Annotated in this window: 13 protein-coding genes and 1 riboswitch; of the genes, 3 read left to right on the forward strand and 10 right to left on the reverse strand. The window is 41.7% G+C overall.

The annotated features are described in order from the left end of the window. Positions 1-3: 3 nt before the first annotated feature. The 5 genes from DESMER_RS21235 to DESMER_RS21255 all read right to left on the reverse strand — a co-directional run bounded on the left by DESMER_RS21235 (position 4) and on the right by DESMER_RS21255 (position 7227). Entirely contained in the window at positions 4-1020 is a 1017-nt protein-coding gene (locus DESMER_RS21235; protein WP_014905122.1) for an ABC transporter permease, read from the reverse strand. Positions 1021-1109: 89 nt separating this feature from the next. Beyond that, complete coding sequence (locus tag DESMER_RS21240) at positions 1110-2678, reverse strand: ABC transporter substrate-binding protein (RefSeq protein ID WP_014905123.1); 1569 nt, start codon at positions 2676-2678, stop codon at positions 1110-1112. A gap of 211 nt (positions 2679-2889) precedes the next feature. Continuing rightward, positions 2890-3516: a response regulator gene (locus DESMER_RS21245; protein WP_014905124.1), complete on the reverse strand. Its 627-nt coding sequence runs from the start codon at positions 3514-3516 to the stop codon at positions 2890-2892. Beyond that, complete coding sequence (locus DESMER_RS21250; RefSeq protein ID WP_014905125.1) at positions 3513-4844, reverse strand: sensor histidine kinase; 1332 nt, start codon at positions 4842-4844, stop codon at positions 3513-3515. The genes DESMER_RS21245 and DESMER_RS21250 overlap by 4 nt, the downstream gene beginning before the upstream one ends. Before the next feature lie 304 nt (positions 4845-5148). After that, positions 5149-7227 (reverse strand): methyl-accepting chemotaxis protein, encoded by a 2079-nt coding sequence (locus DESMER_RS21255; RefSeq protein WP_014905126.1) that lies wholly within the window; start codon positions 7225-7227, stop codon positions 5149-5151. Between the two features lie 125 nt (positions 7228-7352). After that, positions 7353-7435, reverse strand: a riboswitch (cyclic di-GMP riboswitch). Between the two features lie 253 nt (positions 7436-7688). On the opposite strand from DESMER_RS21255, the gene DESMER_RS21260 reads away from it, so the two are divergent. The 3 genes from DESMER_RS21260 to DESMER_RS21270 are packed head-to-tail and all read left to right on the forward strand — an operon-like array spanning position 7689 to position 10631. Then, positions 7689-8615 carry an acyl-CoA dehydratase activase-related protein gene (locus tag DESMER_RS21260; RefSeq protein ID WP_014905127.1) on the forward strand — a complete coding sequence of 309 codons (927 nt, stop codon included), beginning with the start codon at positions 7689-7691 and terminating at the stop codon, positions 8613-8615. Further along, entirely contained in the window at positions 8602-9669 is a 1068-nt protein-coding gene (locus DESMER_RS21265; RefSeq protein ID WP_014905128.1) for a hypothetical protein, read from the forward strand. Before DESMER_RS21260 ends, DESMER_RS21265 begins: the two co-directional genes overlap by 14 nt. Next, on the forward strand, positions 9666-10631 hold the full coding sequence (locus DESMER_RS21270; protein WP_014905129.1) for an acyl-CoA dehydratase activase: 966 nt from the start codon (positions 9666-9668) through the stop codon (positions 10629-10631). Before DESMER_RS21265 ends, DESMER_RS21270 begins: the two co-directional genes overlap by 4 nt. Before the next feature lie 150 nt (positions 10632-10781). Here the strand turns inward: DESMER_RS21270 and DESMER_RS21275 are convergent, their stop codons facing one another. The 5 genes from DESMER_RS21275 to DESMER_RS21295 all read right to left on the reverse strand — a co-directional run bounded on the left by DESMER_RS21275 (position 10782) and on the right by DESMER_RS21295 (position 17875). Next, positions 10782-11678: a DMT family transporter gene (locus DESMER_RS21275; protein WP_014905130.1), complete on the reverse strand. Its 897-nt coding sequence runs from the start codon at positions 11676-11678 to the stop codon at positions 10782-10784. A gap of 537 nt (positions 11679-12215) precedes the next feature. Further along, positions 12216-13601, reverse strand: coding sequence for an ATP-binding protein (locus DESMER_RS21280; protein ID WP_014905131.1), 1386 nt, complete (start codon positions 13599-13601; stop codon positions 12216-12218). Between the two features lie 628 nt (positions 13602-14229). Beyond that, positions 14230-14778, reverse strand: coding sequence for a 4Fe-4S dicluster domain-containing protein (locus DESMER_RS21285; RefSeq protein WP_014905132.1), 549 nt, complete (start codon positions 14776-14778; stop codon positions 14230-14232). A gap of 37 nt (positions 14779-14815) precedes the next feature. Then, the gene (locus tag DESMER_RS21290; RefSeq protein ID WP_014905133.1) at positions 14816-16900 is read right to left on the reverse strand and encodes a molybdopterin-dependent oxidoreductase; all 2085 of its coding nucleotides are present in this window, start codon (positions 16898-16900) and stop codon (positions 14816-14818) included. 141 nt (positions 16901-17041) lie between these two features. Further along, positions 17042-17875, reverse strand: coding sequence for a dimethyl sulfoxide reductase anchor subunit family protein (locus tag DESMER_RS21295; RefSeq protein WP_014905134.1), 834 nt, complete (start codon positions 17873-17875; stop codon positions 17042-17044).

Here is a 17875-nt window from a genome sequence, read left to right on the forward strand (position 1 = left end):
AAGCTACACCTCTTTCTTAGAATATTTAATACGCGGATCAAGGAATCCATAAACCACATCGACCAATAAATTCATTAGGACAAAGATAGTTGCTACAAGCAAGACCACACCCTGTACTACGGGGAAATCCGACTTGAGAATACAGGCCACAGTATAGGCACCAATTCCCGGCCAGGAGAAAACCGTTTCCGTGAGCACAGCTCCACCGAGTAAACTCCCCAGCTGCAAACCGATAACTGTTATGATTGGAATTAATCCGTTACGTAAAGCATGTCTGACGATTACGCGGTTTTCATCAATTCCTTTAGCTCTGGCAGTGCGAATATAATCCTGCTGCAAAGTATCTAACATACTGGAACGAGTCATTCTGGTGATTATGGCCATAGAATACATGGCTAGGGCACTGGCAGGCAAAATTATGTGCCGCAAAGCGTCCTTAAAGGCGTCCATGTTACCGGTCATCAGACTGTCCACCAAATAAAATCCCGTAACTCGGATAGGCTGTAAGAGGGGATCGATCCTCCCATTGGAGGGAAGCCAGTGTAAAACCCCCGAAAAAAGGATGATAAGCAGAATACCTAGCCAGAAAATAGGCATGGACACTCCGACCAGCGCCAACAACATACCGGCATTATCAAAAATAGAGTTCTTTTTAACCGCAGAAATTACACCTATAATGATGCCAAATATGGAGGCTAGGACGATTGCTACAAGAGCCAACTCGATGGTGGCGGGAAAACGCGTCAAAATCTCTTTAGTCACTGAGGTTTTAGTATAGTAGGAGGTACCTAAGTCACCTGTCAGGGCACCTTGCAGATAATTGAAGTACTGTAGGTAGATCGGATCATTCAGGCCATTAGCCTGACGCCAGGCATCCACAGTTTGCTGCGTTGCGTGCTGTCCCAAAACAATCGGGGCGGGATCAGGTGAAAACACGCGCATGATGAGAAAAACGATAATGGATACCCCTATCAGCACGGGAATTAACATCAAGATTCGTTTTAAGATATATTTGAGCATCAGCAACAACCTTTCGACAAAAACAAAACCGGGAACCGGAGTTATCCGGTTCTCGGCAGTCTTAAATTATTTAGAAGTATACAAAGATCTTATTTCTTCGCTACCCCGGCAAACGGAGTGATGCCAGTCATATGGAAATAGAAATTCTCGACATTAGGTCTGTAGGCACAAAGTGTTTGAGCATGAGAAATTGGGAGCCAAGCAGCATCTGTAGCAGCTATTTTTTCCAGTTGAGTGTAAACTGCGTTTCGATCTGCTCCTGCAGGAATGGTTAGACCTTTGGCAATTAAGCCGTTGAATTGCTCATTTTTATAGCGGGCAATGTTCATAGTTGGGTCTTCAACTGATAAGAGATTTAAGAAATTATCTGGATCTCCATTATCCCCAATCCAGCCGTAGAAAGCTAAGTCAAAATCTCCGGCTTTAACTTTTTGCTTGTAGGTGGTCCAGTCGAAAGAATCAATTGTAACTGTAACACCGACTTTAGAAAGGTAGCCTTGAATTGCTTCAGCTAAAGATTGTCCGGTAGCTGAATTATAAGGTCTTGGGTTGGTATAAGTGATCATGTGTACTGAAGTCACTCCGGCCTCTTTCAAGGTCTTAGCCGCAGCTGTTGGATCATAAGATACTTGAGCGATACTCTTGTCATAACCTTCTACAAAGGTTGGCAGAATAGAATTAGCTGGTTCGGAATAACCTTGATACAAGCTCTTAACAAGTTCCGGAACGTTGATAGCCTGAGAAATGGCTGCGCGAACTTTTGAATTATCGAACGGCTTCTTAGAAGCATTATAAGCCATATAGTTAATATTCATTCCAGGAGCCTGGAAGATCTTGTTGCCAGCGTCTGTGATCTGTTTAACAACTGTAGAATCGATACCATCAATGATATCAGCTTCACCGTTGTTTAAGGCAACAACACGAGCTGAGTTGTCTTTAATGAATTTGAAGATGACATTTTTAGTAATTGCCTTGGTACCCCAGTATTCTTCATTGCGCACTAAGACTATGTTTTGATCTTTTTCCCATTTGACAAATTTGTACGGACCGGTACCTACAGGTACTTGGTTAACATTATTATTATTTTCTTTTAAGGCTTTTGGGCTGATGACAGGTGCACCCATAATCATTGCTAAATTATTGAGCAGCGGTGTGCTGGGAGATGTTAAATTAATTTTAACTGTATTAGCGTCAACAACCTCGACGTTCTTTACAGAACCGTAAACGAAAGGTGCATAAGGCATATCTTCGGTCACTTGTGGAGGCAACTGACGGTCAATGTTAAACTTTACAGCTTCAGCATTAAAGTCGGTGCCATCATGAAATTTGACCCCTTCTTGAAGGTGGAAGGTATAGGTAAGACCGTCGGGACTAACTTCCCAGCTTTTCGCTAAGGATGGTTCTACTTTGGTTGAATCCTGGTTGTACTTTAAGAGACCTTCATAAATGTTGCTCATCACCTTTGCCGATTCACCATCGTCAACAAGTGCAGGATCCAGTCCTCTAGGCTCAGCACCCTGAGCATAAATTAGGGTATCGCTAGCTTTTGGTGCGGTGCTGCCCTCTGAGCCTGCTTTGCTGCCTCCACAACCCGTCAAGGAAACTAGGATAAGGGTTGCAGATAGAGCAAGGGCCATGATTTTCTTAACTTTTCTCATTTTCTTCCTCCTACTTTTTCTTTGAATTAGAAAATATTTCATATTTTCTGTGAATTTGTAGTCCCACCCCTAAATGTTTTCCCTAATTATAACAAAATGCCTAGGTCAACTAAAGAAATAAAAAAGAGAAAAAGTATAATTGATTATTACATGTCGAATCTAAAGAGATTAAAATCCCCTGAGGATCCTTCCTTAGGGGATTTTCGTGAAATCAGATCCAACAATATCGATTCTTCGGTCTTCCTATCTTTTGATAACTAGGAATTGACTGCACCTTACCATTTTGCACAAGATAGGTAAGATATCGGTACACTGTCGGAACAGCTAACGATAATTCTTTGGCTATCTGTTCCACTGTAGTAGGTTGTTGGCAGTCAGTGAGATATCTCTCTATATAGGAAAGGGTGGATTTGCTAATTCCTTTAGTTACAAAGACTTCGTATTGCATTTTTGGAGGTGCTTGAACTGCCTTGGTCATATCTAACAACCGCATATGCAATTGGACGCGAGCAATTAAGTCTGGTGCTTTCACAGGTTTAAGGGCAAAATCAGTGGCCCCTGCATCTAAAAAACGATCAGCAATTTCCTGCCTTTCATCGACTGTCAGTACTAGAATAGGTATTTGCTGATCTTTTTCGCGGATCAAGCGAACTGTTTCTAAGCCATCCATTTCCGGCATATGATAGTCCACTAAAATAATATCCGCTCCATGACTTAGGAATCCCTTAATTCCCGCTCTCCCATTAGGATAGGCAACGGGATCCCATCCGGCAAATGTAAATATTTCGCTTAAAGTATAGCGCAATGACTGCTCATCATCCATAATTATTATTCTCATTGGCTTTCTCCCAGTGGCAGGGTTATCCATACCTTTGTTCCCTGACCGACTTCACTTTTTATATTAACATATCCCTCATGTCCTTCCGCAACCTGTCGCACAAAAGCCAAACCAAATCCGGGGTGGTTTTTAGTGCTGTATCCTGTCTTCCAAATTCGTTTTACGTCATTTTCCGAAATACCATTCCCATTGTCTTCTACCTCTAATTCCACAGAGTTTTCTAATGTTTTGGCGCGTAAAACAACCCTTCCGTTCTCTTGATCTTGAATGGCATCCAAGGCATTATCAATCAAATTTATAATTGCCCGAGTTAATCTGATTTTATTAATGTATAGATTTGATTGAGGCTCTCCATCCAACTCTATATCTACCGATAAATTTGTGCCGCTTAAACGACTAGCCCGAATATAATCAATTAGCTCTTTAAGCTCACACCAATTCTTCCGATCCTCGTACAAAATTTCCGAAACCATTTTGCTCATTGAAGTAATGGAGCCATAGATAGTTTGACAGTATTCCTGCATCTTAGGATCAGGCCATCTGGTCTCCATCAATGACACCAGCCCCTCAATAGTTGCAAGGGGAGTCTTGAGATCATGAACAAGATGGAGAACTTCACGTCCCGAGCGAGATTCATTAGCTTCAAGTTTAGCACGAAGCAAATCTTGAGATATTGCCCACCTTTCCATATATAATATCAAGTAAATCCATAAAGTTATGGCACTGGCAACAAAAATAAAAAATAACACATTGGCATAAAGTGTTAGAACTTGACCAAATCCGATCTGTATAGCTACTTGTTTTATTTTAATAGATAGTGAACCTTGTCCGAAACCATAAGGCGTCAGAAAAGGAACCTGATTCAACCAGGCAACACCAAAAATTAATTGGGAGAAAACCAATAGTTTCATCCCCATATTTAATTTTTGTTTGCTCAATGCCTGCATCACTACAATCGATATCCAAAGAAAAATATCTGTGGCTCCAAAACTATAGTTTAAAGGGGTAAGTTGATTAACGATTATATAAGCAAGGGGAACAGCTGTCAGGGGAATGATGGTTTTGAATCTCGGGCAATTTAAGGCCTCCGCCATCCCGTCACCTAACATCACGACGCTTAGGAACTGTGGGATTGAAACAATGGTATTAATTGACACAATGAGAAAAGCATTAAACATTAACGCACTACCATCTGTTTTTTGGTTCATCGTTTGGAGTAATTGATCTAATCCGATAAGCTGTGGCTTTAACCAAAACGGAATCAATATGCCCAGCAGAAATAATCCAATTCCTATCCATATCTTCCTTGATTTAATAACTCTTCCCACAGAATTACCATCCTTTCTCCTTAGATTATAACATGTAATTAAAATACAGATAATTTTATTTCTGCCGTGGCCGTACTTAACCTTTTTCCATCTTTGCCAAGGTGTTCTGGCTTATTATTAATTCATTGCCTACCTCCAGCGAAGTAGAATAAGGACTCCTACAAGATTCTGCTCAGGCACCTCTGATATCTTCGCTTAGATAATTATGAAAAAGCTTTGAAACCATTAATCCTTATGGTCTCAAAGCTTCTAGTTAATTATGTTCATTTTAAGCTTAGCTTAAATAGCTAAAATAAAAGATTGCTTAAATCTTAAATTTACCAACCAAATAGGAAAGGTTTTCGCCTATTGTAGCTAAAGCCTCTGCAGATTGGCTTACTGAATTCATTGTAATCGCCTGTTCCTCTGAGGAAGCCGAAACCTCTTGGGTACTTGCAGCCGTTTGTTCAGCAATAACTCCAATCTCCTCGACTGATCTAACAGCCTGCTCACTCCCCTCAGCCATTAATTTAGTTGCTTCGGTAACTTGCTGGATTTGCTCAACCACCGTATTAATCTCCGAAACAATAGTCTGGAACGAATCCCCTGCTAGGGCAACAGCCTCTACGCCGGCAGATACTTCTGCCTTCCCTTTTTGCATAACTCCAACGGCGCGTTCAGTATCATACTGAATGTTTCCGATCAAAGTGGAGATCTGGGCAGCGGACATTGAAGACTGTTCTGCAAGTTTCCGTACCTCCTCGGCCACTACAGCAAAGCCTCTTCCTTGCTCCCCCGCCCTTGCTGCCTCAATAGCAGCGTTTAAGGCCAACAGATTGGTCTGTGAGGCAATCCCGGTAATCACATCAACGATTTGTCCGATTTGGCTGGACTGTTCACCTAACTGAGAAATAACTTCTGCAGTTTGGTCATTAACCTCCCGGATTTTCTCAATCTTCTCCACAGCATTTCTTGCTTGAAGGGCACCCAGTTCTGCCGCTTGAGCAGCGTTATCACTGCTATGACTGACAATCTCAGCATTTTCCGCAACTTGTTGGGCATGTGTGGAAAGTTGCTTGATTATTTTTCCGGTTTCCCCCACTGAAATAGCTTGATCTGACGCCCCCGATGCCAGTTGTCCCAGTGTACCAGCGACTTGTTCACTGGCAGCTGTAGCTTCTTCTGCGGCAGCCGATAGTTCTTCACTCGTAGCGCCCAGAGTACTTGCAGTGTCGGCAACTTCCCTGACAATACTATGAATATCTCCAATAAACTGATTAAAGTGTTCCGAAAGTTTACCTACCTCATCATTACTTATAATATTTAATCGTTTAGTTAAGTCGCCGTCTCCTTGTGAGATATCCTTTAACACATCGCTCGTCTTCACAATAGGTTTAGTAATTCTTTCTGAAACTATAAATATGACCAGCCCAATTGCGAACAAGGCGACCATAGCAACAATGATTGAGAAGTTCCGAATGGAATTGGCTTGCTCCAAGATCGTCACCATTGGAACATTAATAACAAGGGACCAGGGCGTTGTCGTTCGACCAATCGTCACTGGTACGTACAATCTATAATACTCATTATTGGATATCGTGTAATTCTTCCCTGCTTTAATTGTTTCCAACGCAGCTAAATCATCAAGATCATTACCTATTTTATTAGGGTCAGGGTTTGATACATACTTACCGTCATTTGAAACAAGGCACGCATATCCGGTGTCAAAAGGTTTTATCTCGGAAATTGTCTTCTGGATAGTGTCTAAAGCTATATCTGCTCCAACCGCTCCAACAAATGTACTGTCTCCATTAATCAGTATAGGTTCAACTAAGCTAATCATAAGGACTTCCTTGCCACGCACCGTGTACTGGATAGGATTAGTAACAGTCTCTTCCTGAGTTTTTTTAGGAGTTATGTAAAAATCCCCTACACCCGGCGTATCATAATCCACGAGAGCATCGACTTTAATTTCTCCTGCTGCTCTATTCCAATATGGGATAAATCGGCCGGTTTCATCATGGCCTGGTTGGTTTACATGATCCGGGTCTTTCCCGTCCAGGGCATTTGGCTCCCATACTGTCCAGGTTCCCAGAAAATCTTGGTTGTCATTTAAAACGCTTAGGATCATAGAATTCATCGTTCCACGATCAATGTTGTTTGCCTCCTTAAGGCCTTCAAAGGTTGAGCCTAAAGTTCTCACAGTATCCATAGGAACATTTAACTCATTCGTTACTTGATTAGCATATTCATATGCAGTGTGTGTAGCAGTTTCATAAGCAGCATTCTTAGCCATTTCGACAGATTTTGTCGATACAAGCAATATAACGCAAACAAACGAAACTAAAACGACCATGCCTGTTGAGAGTAATATTTTGTTCCTTAGTTTTAAATCCCTTATCACTTTTATTCCCCTTCCTAGAGTTTTAGATATTTGAAAAACAAGATTCCTTCAAATCTCATTTACATCCTAAACTAGTCCTCCCAATAAAAAAGCCGCCGAAATCAAACGATCGGCGACAGATTTTGTTCGGTAACCCGGCTATCTTATAAATAAATGAAGACCCGTGGCTTTGCGTCCCCAGTTCTCACTGGGTTTGCTCTTATCGCAGAATATAAAATTATTTACATCCATTATTGGAACTATCCAAGTGACCTAATATAATAAATCGCAATTTAATATAACATATATCTACATATTGTTACAATAATTTTATTTAGCAATTTTTTAGATTGCGATACTATAGCTTCCGGCCGGTACGACACATAAGTTTAGTCCCAAAAATAGTCCATAGTACATACCTTAGTATATAAATGAATGACATCCTCAGGTTTAATCTCCCATTAGAAGGGCTGGCAAACACTATGATAATTGGCATTCCCAGAGCACTTCTATATTACAAATACAAGCACCTCTGGAAAAGTTTTTTTAAGGAATTAGGCATCGATTATATCGTTAGTCCGGATACAAACAAAGAAATTCTTCGCAAAGGTTCAACCTACTCGATTGATGAATCCTGCTTATCTTCTAAGATTTACCTGGGGCATGTGGAATGGTTGTTGGATAAATGTGACTATATTCTCGTTCCCCGCTATTCAGATTATAGTAGAAATGGCACGGTATGTCCCAAGTTTCTCGCGATTTATGATTTAGTAGCCAATATTTTCAGAGACAGATCTATTAATTTATTATCTTATAGCCTTAATCCGAAGGTTACTCATGTTGAAATGGCCGCCTTTCTTAAATTGGGCAAAATCCTGGACAAAAAGAAGTCTCAAAGTTTATATGCCTACCTGAAAGCCAAACAGGCAGAAAAAAAGGCTCATTTGCTAGAGATAACTGAACAAGAGTGTCTGCTCCACGAAAATAAGCCGAAGATTTTAGTGATAGCTCACCGCTATAATATTTGTGACAAATATATTGGCGAACCTATCCTCAATATTCTACGAGAACAAGAGACTGTTCCGATTATTGGCGATATCGCTCCCCCAGAAGAGGCCTTAGCCAATTATGCCCAGATCAGCGAGACATTGCCCTGGGTCTGCAATAGGGAGCTTGTCGGCTCCATACCCATTTATAAAGACCGTGTCGACGGTATTATCCTTATGAGTGCCTTTCCTTGTGGACCAGACTCCCTAGTTAACGAGATCCTTATCCGACGAGTCAAGGATAAACCTATTCTAAATCTCATGATTGACGGACAAGAGGGAAAGGCCGGAATGGAGACCCGTTTGGAAAGCTTTATCGATATTATCCGGTTTAAAAAGGATGAATACAATGGAAGAAATTAAGGCCAGCTATCCTCAGCTAGGGAATTATTGCACTCCTCTAGAGCTCTTATTCACTGAAGGATTTGATGTCAAGTATATTGTTCCTCCGCCTATTACCAAAAAAACCTTAGCCTTAGGAAGCCGTTACAGCCCGGACTACGTTTGTGCACCTTTTAAATATCACCTGGGAAACTTTATCGAGACAATTGAGGCAGGTGCAAACACCCTTGTCCAAACCGGCGGAGTATGCCGGTTACAATATTACGGAGAACTTCACGAGCAGATTCTTCAGGATTTGGGCTATAAAGTTCATTTCGTAAACATGTCCAAGGTTCAAGACACTAATCCTCTTACCTTTTACAACGGATTAAAAGAGATAAACCCTCAGATGTCTTTGCAAAAAATCGCAAGAATTCTGCCTGTTGTTTTAAAGATGTTTGAATACATCGACGAGGCGGAAAACTTTATCCGCAAGAACATTGGTTTCGAAAGCAACAAAGGAGCTTTTGAGAAAGTTCATGCTGCCTTTCTGAGGGATCTGCGCACCGTCCGTAACAAGAAAGAGCTTAAGAACACTTACCGGGACTATATGAAGCTCTTTAAGGGAATCGAAATAAACAAGCCTGCTGATCCTCTTAGAGTAGGAATCATCGGAGAATACTACACCATAATGGAGCCTTTTAGTAATCATTATCTGGAGAAAGAACTGGCCCAAATGGGTATTGTGGTTGACAGATGGATGAACGTAACCAACACTTTGATCCATTATCCTAAAAAGCAAATACAAAAACGCATAAAAAACTATGCTCAGTATCCTTGGGTGGCTACCAGCATGGCAACCATAGACCGAGCTTTAGAGTTTGCCAGAAAGGGCTATGATGGCATCATTCATGTCAAGTCTTTCGGCTGTACTCCGGAAATCGATGCCATGCCAATTCTCCAGAATATCAGTAAAGATTATAAAATTCCTATTCTCTATTTTACCTTTGACACTCAAACCAGTGAAACAGGGTTCAATACTCGTCTTGAAGCTTTTTATGACATGATCATCATGAGAAAGGAAACAAAGAAATGAGCAAAGCATATTTAGGAATCGATATTGGCTCAATTTCTACTAAAGGGGTGATCATCGATGAAAAGAATAATATTAAGGCAAGTGAGTACCTGTGGACAGAGGGCGACCCTCTAAAAGCTGTCAAAAGGCTATTGTCCGCTCTAAAACTCCAACTTGCCGACAGTCAAATAAGCATTGTCGCCGTCGGAACTACAGGCAGTGCCCGGAAATTGATAGGAGCAATGACAGGGGCTACAGTAGTAAAAAACGAGATAACCGCCCAAGCCATCGGGGCAATGTCCGTTCATCCCGAGGTCCGCACGATTATCGAAATAGGAGGTCAGGATTCAAAAATAATTCTAATCGAAAACGGTATTGTTATCGATTATGCGATGAATACTCTTTGCGCTGCCGGAACCGGCGCTTTCCTCTCCAGCCAAGCACAGCGCCTGCACATTAATATTGAGGATTTCGGAAAAATTGCCCTGCAGTCTACTAAAGCCACACCTATTGCCGCCCGCTGCACTGTTTTTGCAGAATCTGATCTTGTGCATAAAGCCCAAATTGGTCATAAGAAAGAAGATATCGTTGCCGGCTTATGCCAGGCCGTCGTTGCTAACTATCTTAATAACGTAGGTAAGGGAAAGAAGATCACTTCTCCTGTTGTTTTCCAAGGTGGCGTAAGCAAGAACGTCGGTGTTGTTAAAGCTTTTGAGGAATTACTCGGAATGCCCGTCGCAGTAGGTCCTAATAGTCATTTGACCGGTGCTCTTGGGGTAGCGCTGCTAGCAAAAAAATCAAGAGTTGAAAAGGATTTCTTCTTTGACATCACTGATATCGAATTTAAAACAGTAGGGTATGACTGCAAAAAATGTTCTAACAACTGTGAAATTATCTGCATCTATAGAGAAGATCAAATCATTGATGCCTGGGGTAATAAATGTGAAAACGGAGCGATCACTAAATCTCCGCCTCATGATTAAGTGAACTCCTCCGAAAAGCTGAACACCGAGACTTCGGTGGGGTTGTCCACCACCGAATATACTAAGGAACACCCACTTGAAGAAGTGGGTGTCTCTGAATTGATTAACATTAGCTATTTGACTTAAATATCTAAGTTTTTTAGTAGAACCTTATTCTTCCCTAACCCCTTGTGACACACTTAATGCACCCCGTCCACGGAAATGATAGGACTCTCCAAATGCAGCACCACCTAAAATCAAAATCGCACCAAGGATTTGAACCATACTCAGATGTTCGTTGAGAATAATTGCTGAGAACACCAGAGCTGATAAAGGGTCAATATAACTGCAGATAGCCACTGATTGGGCTGGGAGCTCATGGATAGAGGAAAAATACAAATAACAGCCAACTCCAGTATTAACTATCCCAAGAATTAAAATCGGCATAATACTTGACCTGGTTATAGAAATTATACTTTCATGCATCAATAAAGTGTAGAGAGCTACTATCATACAGGAGGTAATCAGTTGAACAAGGGTTATTTCCAGTCCATCAAGTTCTTTCACCTTTTTATTGGAAATTATCATTGCAGCATAAAGCAATGCGGAAATTATTCCGCACATCAGTCCCCAGGACATTCCCCCTGTTAGAAAATCCGAACCGTTGACGAACACCATACCCAAAACAACCAGGATAATTCCAATCATTTTGTTGATCGTCATTTTTTCCCGGAATATGTAAGGCGCAGCTGCTATTACAATCACAGGTCCACAATAGTAGGCAAGAGTTGCGGTACTAACACTGGTTAGCCGATAGGCCTCAAATAAAAATATCCAACTTAGCCCCATAGAAAATCCGGAACCTAGCAAATAAAACCATTGTTTTTTAATCTGCTCAAAATGTGGTTTTTTCCCTCCGACTATAAAAACAAGGCCTAAGAACAGGCTGCCTATAATGGTTCTTGATAAGACTATTTCCGAACTGCTGAGCAAAATATAACTGGCCACGATGCCATTTGAACCAAAAACAAGCAGCGACAATATGTATTTCAGGTATGATCTCGTCATAAATTCTGCTTTCCTTTCGAACTTCTTCTCCTATTGTCTTAATCTAACACGCCCTGCTTCTGTTGTGTAGCATAAAAGTACTACACGGGAAAATTATCTTCTCCTAATCATGAAATTTCAAGATACCCTATGCTAAGCAGTGTCAGCACAGGGTTAATGTAAAGACGGCCAAAAAGTTTAGCTACAAAATAAAAAACAGCCCTTAACTATTAACTGTCAAAAATATAGGCCTAGACTTTAAACTTATGTATACTTTCTAGTAATTCTGCAGCCATATTAGTTTTGGCTCGATGCTGCGATCTGTTCCATAGAGGCAGTTTGTTCTTGAGTAGTCGCAGAGACGGTACGCGCCTGATCTGCTGTACTGACGCAAACATTGGAAACTTCCGAACTGAGACCGTGATTTGCCGACTTCCACTAGCTATATGTTCGATGAAGCTGAGATTTCTCTCACTTTCTCAGATACCTGATTGATTACTGAATTGATGCTTTTCCTCCGTTTAGGGCTGATAGATCTGTCTTATCCGATTCGTCACATTAGGCTTCCTTATTCTCTAACTTGAAGTATACGTAAAAACTGGTACCTGCCGGTCCAGTTTCAACACTTATCCTGCCATTGTGACGTGCAACTATACCATAACATACAGCCAGCCCTAAACCTGTACCTTGCTCTTTCGTCGTATAGAATGGTGTGCCTAACTTCTCAAGTGTACTCTGATCAATTCCATTACCTTCGTCCCTTACGACCAGGGCTACTTCGCTTTTAATAGTAAAAGTTCTTATTAGTAAATGTCCGCCTTTAGACATTGCTTCAAATCCATTTCGAACAAGATTTAATAACAACTGACGAATTTCCCCACAATTAAGTTGTAAATCCGCAACAGTATTTAGCTCAGTAGTTAGTAATTTATCGTTAGTATTAGCATCTGCTTGAATCAGCGGCAATGTAGATGTGATTATATCGTTAATATTATGCCATTCCAACATAGTTGGTTTGTTTCTACTGATTGAAAGAAACTCCGAAAGAATTGAATTTGCTCGATCTAGTTCTTCTATCATAAGGTCAAAGTATTCCTTGTCCTTTAACTCTTGTTTTCTCTTAAGCAATTGCAGAAAACCTTTTACTGTTGTCATTGGATTTCGAACCTCATGACTAATACTAGCTGCCATTTCACCAATCAAATTTAATCTATCAAGTTTGACAATCTCCATCTCAGCTCGTTTGCGGTCTAAGATTTCCTGTGTAAGTAATTCATTAACTGCTTGCAATTCTTTAGTTCGCTCTTTAACTAAATCCTCAAGATAATACTTATGCCGCAGATCCTGATGCTTAAGCTTAAAAAGCAAAAAGGATATAAAATATGATATTAAAACTACTGAAAAAGTGTTTATATAGTTTCCCTGACGAATGTCCGGATTCTCTTGATTAATAGTTAGGAAAATCGTTAACGTAGCAAAAGATGAACCATACAAAAATGCCTTGAGCTTTAGGTTATAATTTGAGATTACGGCTACAATAAGGCATCCGATTATGTAAACTGTAACTTGCCCATGGATCTTTTGATCAATACCAGAGACTACTGTTGTTTCAAATAGGAGAAAAAAAGAATAAAACACGACGTAAAATTTGTGAGCTAAAGTTATCTCATTAGCGGTTTGAACCATTATTTTATAGGAAACTAAAATACATAGAATTGACACCAACCCCAAACTGACATGAGAAAGGAATAAATAGTAATAACTATTATTAATAGTCCAAAGACCCCTGGTTATGTTTAGATAATCAATCGAAAGTAACCCTAAGTTTAATAAGAACAAAACAATTGAAAATTTTCGTGTTAGATTAAAATTTTGATAGGTTATTATCTTTTCAATGGCGATTTCATTGTCTTCCGTTATCTGTTGTAATTGTAATAAACTCATGTAGTACATCTCCTACTTCTATCCCTCACAACAAATATTCAATTCAATTAACGTTTATCCTCTTTTTCCCCCTCTTCTTTTCTACACGGGCCACATTATTAACTTATGTATACTTGCCACAAACCCAATAAAAAAATATCATAGGCTTTTCCATGATATCTTTTTATTAGGTTTGTCTATTCAGTTGGAGCTGCAACGTAAACTTGATTATTAATCATTTGGCTTCTACTTTTTCTAGACCCTCAATTGTGCACATTTTATCTTCGAGAAATTATTTCCAGGTCGAAAAATTAACTAAGGCAGGTATAAGAAACCGAATGCCCCCAGGAATAGAATGCTTTATTTCTATCGTTCCACGAAATCCTGGTAAATGAGGTTCCTTTTTATCTTGACTAAATGTATTTGAACCATGGACTTTTGTCAATACAAGACCCCGCTAAGGCTACTCAATATAATCCACTGCGCTTCTTAACAATAAGCAATGAAACAGTTGCATAAATACAGATTGTTTTGTATCATTATATTGAACAATCAACATTGGATCAGGCATTTTAATTCTTAGTCCATTTGTAAAATCGAACAAAAAAGTCCTTGTTTTTTTGTAATAAGTTACAAAAGACAAGGACTTTTATAATTCTGTCGGCCTTGGCGGTTTATAAAAGACCGCGGGCTGTGTAAGACGAAGACTCGGCGTTTGTGCTGTTAGACGCAGAAGTTGATTATTTTCCGTTTGCCGTATTTCATGTAATTGTAAGGCACCGGTTAGGCAGGCTTGAACACAGTGAGGAGATTTGCCTTGGTCAAGGCGGTCATAGCAGAGCTGGCATTTGCCCGCTTTTTGCGTGAAAGGGTTTAATTGCGGGGCATTAAAAGGGCAGGATCCCACACAGGACTGACACCCGGTACACTTCTCCGAGTTATGCAAGACAATACCGTCCCGTCGTTTATAGTAGGCTCCCGCAGGACAAACCTTCAAACACTCAGGATTAGCACAATGATTGCATGCTGTTGATAAAAAAAACCTTTGAATCTGGTTATCGCCTGCTTTTTCAACCTGCCGGATCTGCCGCCATTTCAATGGCGCAGGTAACTGATTATTGATTTGACAGGCTTTGATGCAAGCACCACAACCGAGACAACGGTTCGTATCCAGGATAAAACCCAGTTGCTTAACCATTCTGGAACACCTCATTTAGTTAGGATATTGGAGAGAATCAATTGAGTTTACGCAGATTAATGAAGGTTTCATTGAGGGCAAAGCCCGGTGCTCCCAGGGCTAAATTCCCCATGTCCGTATTAGGCGTTCCCATTAGGCTGTTGAGGGGCAGGTTAGATTTCACCGGTTCCTGATAAAGAATGACGGCTTCTCTTGGAAGCCTGTTCTCAATTTGGACAATCCCCTCCAGTCTCCCAAGCTTATTCCAAACTAGTACCCTCTCCCCTGTCTGCAAGGCATAGCGCTCTGCAACTTCAGGAGAAAGATGAACGATAAAGTCTTCCTTCTCAGTCTCCGAGGAGTAGACTTGGGAATTAATCGTCGTAGCATGATGGGGGGTTAAGAGGCGAAGGGGAAATTCTTCAGGGGGTGAAAGAGGCGGTCTATAAACTGGGAAAGCGGGTAATCCTGAGGCTTCTGCCCTCGCCGAGCCAAATTCAAAACGGCCGGAAGGGGTTTTAAAACGGCGGTTTTCCCAGGCAGTGGCAGGAAATCGAGCGCGGACAGGGCCCTTGAAAATTTCTTCCGGGGTTTCTAAACCCAGGATTTCCAACATGTCTGGCCCAAGTTCTTTGAGCAGGGTCTCCTTTTCCTCTCCACCCGTCGGAAAGGCACAGCTCCCCGGGGCCAGTTGATTCAGTTTATGAGAAACAGCCCAGGCGATTTGGAGATCCGAGCGGGATTCTCCGACAGGGGCAATAGCCGGCTCATTGACCCCAACCCAGTAATGCCAATAACTGGCGTGAAGATCCCAATGTTCGTAATGAGTTGTAACGGGAAGAAAAAGGTCTGCAGCTTGAGAAGATCTAGAATGAAAAAGATCGCTGATAACAATAAAATCCAGCTTTTGAATCAAGGCCTTCCAAAGATGCAGATCCCCATCCTGGGATAAAGGATTTCTGCCGGAAATCCAGAGCATTTTTACCGGAGGTTCTGAACATTGCAGAGCTTGTTTCGCAAAATTATTGATACTTAATAAGCGATCTTCTCGTTTCTCTTTATCCTGAGAGACGGACTTCAGCAGCCCCTTCGACTCTGGGGTTTGTTTGGGGTGAAGGCCCTGGAGCTGGCCTGCAAACTGCCAAGTTTTAAATTGACCGTATTGCACCCCTCCGCCGGGTTCGCCAATATGTCCAGCCAAAGCTCCCAGGGCATCAATAGCCCGCAGAATCTGTCCTCCATTGGTGTAGCGTTGCAGACCAAAGCCCGCCCATATACAGGCAGGATGAGTTTTAGCGTAATCTGCCGCTAACTCCCGAATGGTTTTAACCGGAACTCCAGTGATTTCTGCACAGTGATTCAGATCAATATGCCTACGGAGATACTGAATAAATTCTTCATGCCCTAAGGAATAGGAAGCCAGGTCGGGATCAAGAAGATTTTCTTCCACAATAACCTTAGAAAACCCCAGGGCCAATAGACCATCCGTTCCCGGACGAACTTGAATAAAATGGCTGGATCGTGCGGCTGTCGCACTAAAGTAGGTATCAAAACAAACCACTTTTACTCCCCTGTCCATGGCATTTAAAAGAAGGGGCATCTGATGGACAGCTGTCCAAGCGGGATTAACGCCCCAGAGCCAAATCAGCTGAGACTTTTCCATATCCCCGGGATCTGAGCAAAAAAACGTCCCAAAATCATAGGTCTGGGCATCGACACCTGCCGACCAACAAGGGGATCCGATAGCTCTTGTTGTTGAACCAAGACCGGAAAAGAGGCCTTCCATAGCATTATGCAAAACCCCAAAATTCCCCGAATATTTATTCATAGCCAGGGGCAAGGCATTTCCATACTCCTCCCTGAGCCGGAGTATCTTGCCGGCGATCAGATTCAGGGCTTCATCCCAGGAAATCCGCTCCCAATATCCGCTGAAGCGACCTCTTTGCTTCATGGGGTAACGTACACGTTTCTGGCTGTAGACTTTCTTGACATCTTCCAAGGCTTTAGCACATAATTTGCCTTTGGTATATTCATGGAGAGGATCCCCTTCAACGGAAATCAAACTTCCATTTCGCGTAGTACTGAGGATACTGCATGTATCGTAACAATTGCGCGGACAAATATTCCGATGGGTCTGATACATAGGGTTACCTCCTTCCCTTAACTAGTCTTCCTATTTAATACTATTATAATCTGTTTTGGGAATTCAGGAGGAAGAAAGCTCCGAACCATTTACTAAAATGATCAGGAGCTATGGATAACTTATAAAAAAGCTCAGAAGTCTTTATTGGAACAACGCTGAGATATGGATACCTACTGCACTGACATAAAAAAGGGCGCGTCCGAGAATTTCCCCTACTCCAACCAAGGCAAACACCAGGTAAAGGGTATTAGCCGCAAATATTTCCTGAGATTTGAGCCCTGTCAGCAGCAGAATCAAGGGTACTAGCCAACCTAACCCGGCCCGGAGCCAGAACAGAGGGCTTGAGAGGAGGAATTGGACAGTTGCCGCACCTTCAGCATTAACCTTAATTAGGGATGCGTACAAAACAAACATAAAGATACTTACAATGATACAGCCCAAAGACCAGTTCAGCAAACTCTTCTTTTGCTCAGATTGAAGCTCTTGGCCCCCTAAAATCACTAGAGCCAGAGCCCCCAATAATCCGGCTGTCAGGATGAAGAAAAATACAGGTGCAACATTATTCCAAGCCGGCACTCGGGGAAGAACATAAATCATGGCACTGCTGATGATACCTAATAACCCCAGCACTGAAGTAATCAGCAAGGAGCTCCGACGTTTACCCGTAGGATGAAAGGACAGCCGCAAGAGATAGAGCCAGCCGACAAAGGTAAGGATAAAGAAAAGGATTTCCCGGCTTAACCAGGAGGAGTCGAGATGAGTGATTGCCCGATAAGCCGCCTCCGGATGCCCTAAGTGGAATAGAGAGGCCAGTAAGGCAATCATTAAGAGAATTCCGGAGACCACGACACCTTGCTTGAATAGCTTTTCCTTGAGCCGATTGCGGCGATCCAGGCCTAAAAGGCCAACGATTATACCAATTGAAATCTGACTGAGTACCGTAAACACTATTAAAGGCCATTCCCAAGTTCCCAT

This window comes from Desulfosporosinus meridiei DSM 13257, assembly GCF_000231385.2.
Lineage (GTDB): Bacteria > Bacillota > Desulfitobacteriia > Desulfitobacteriales > Desulfitobacteriaceae > Desulfosporosinus > Desulfosporosinus meridiei.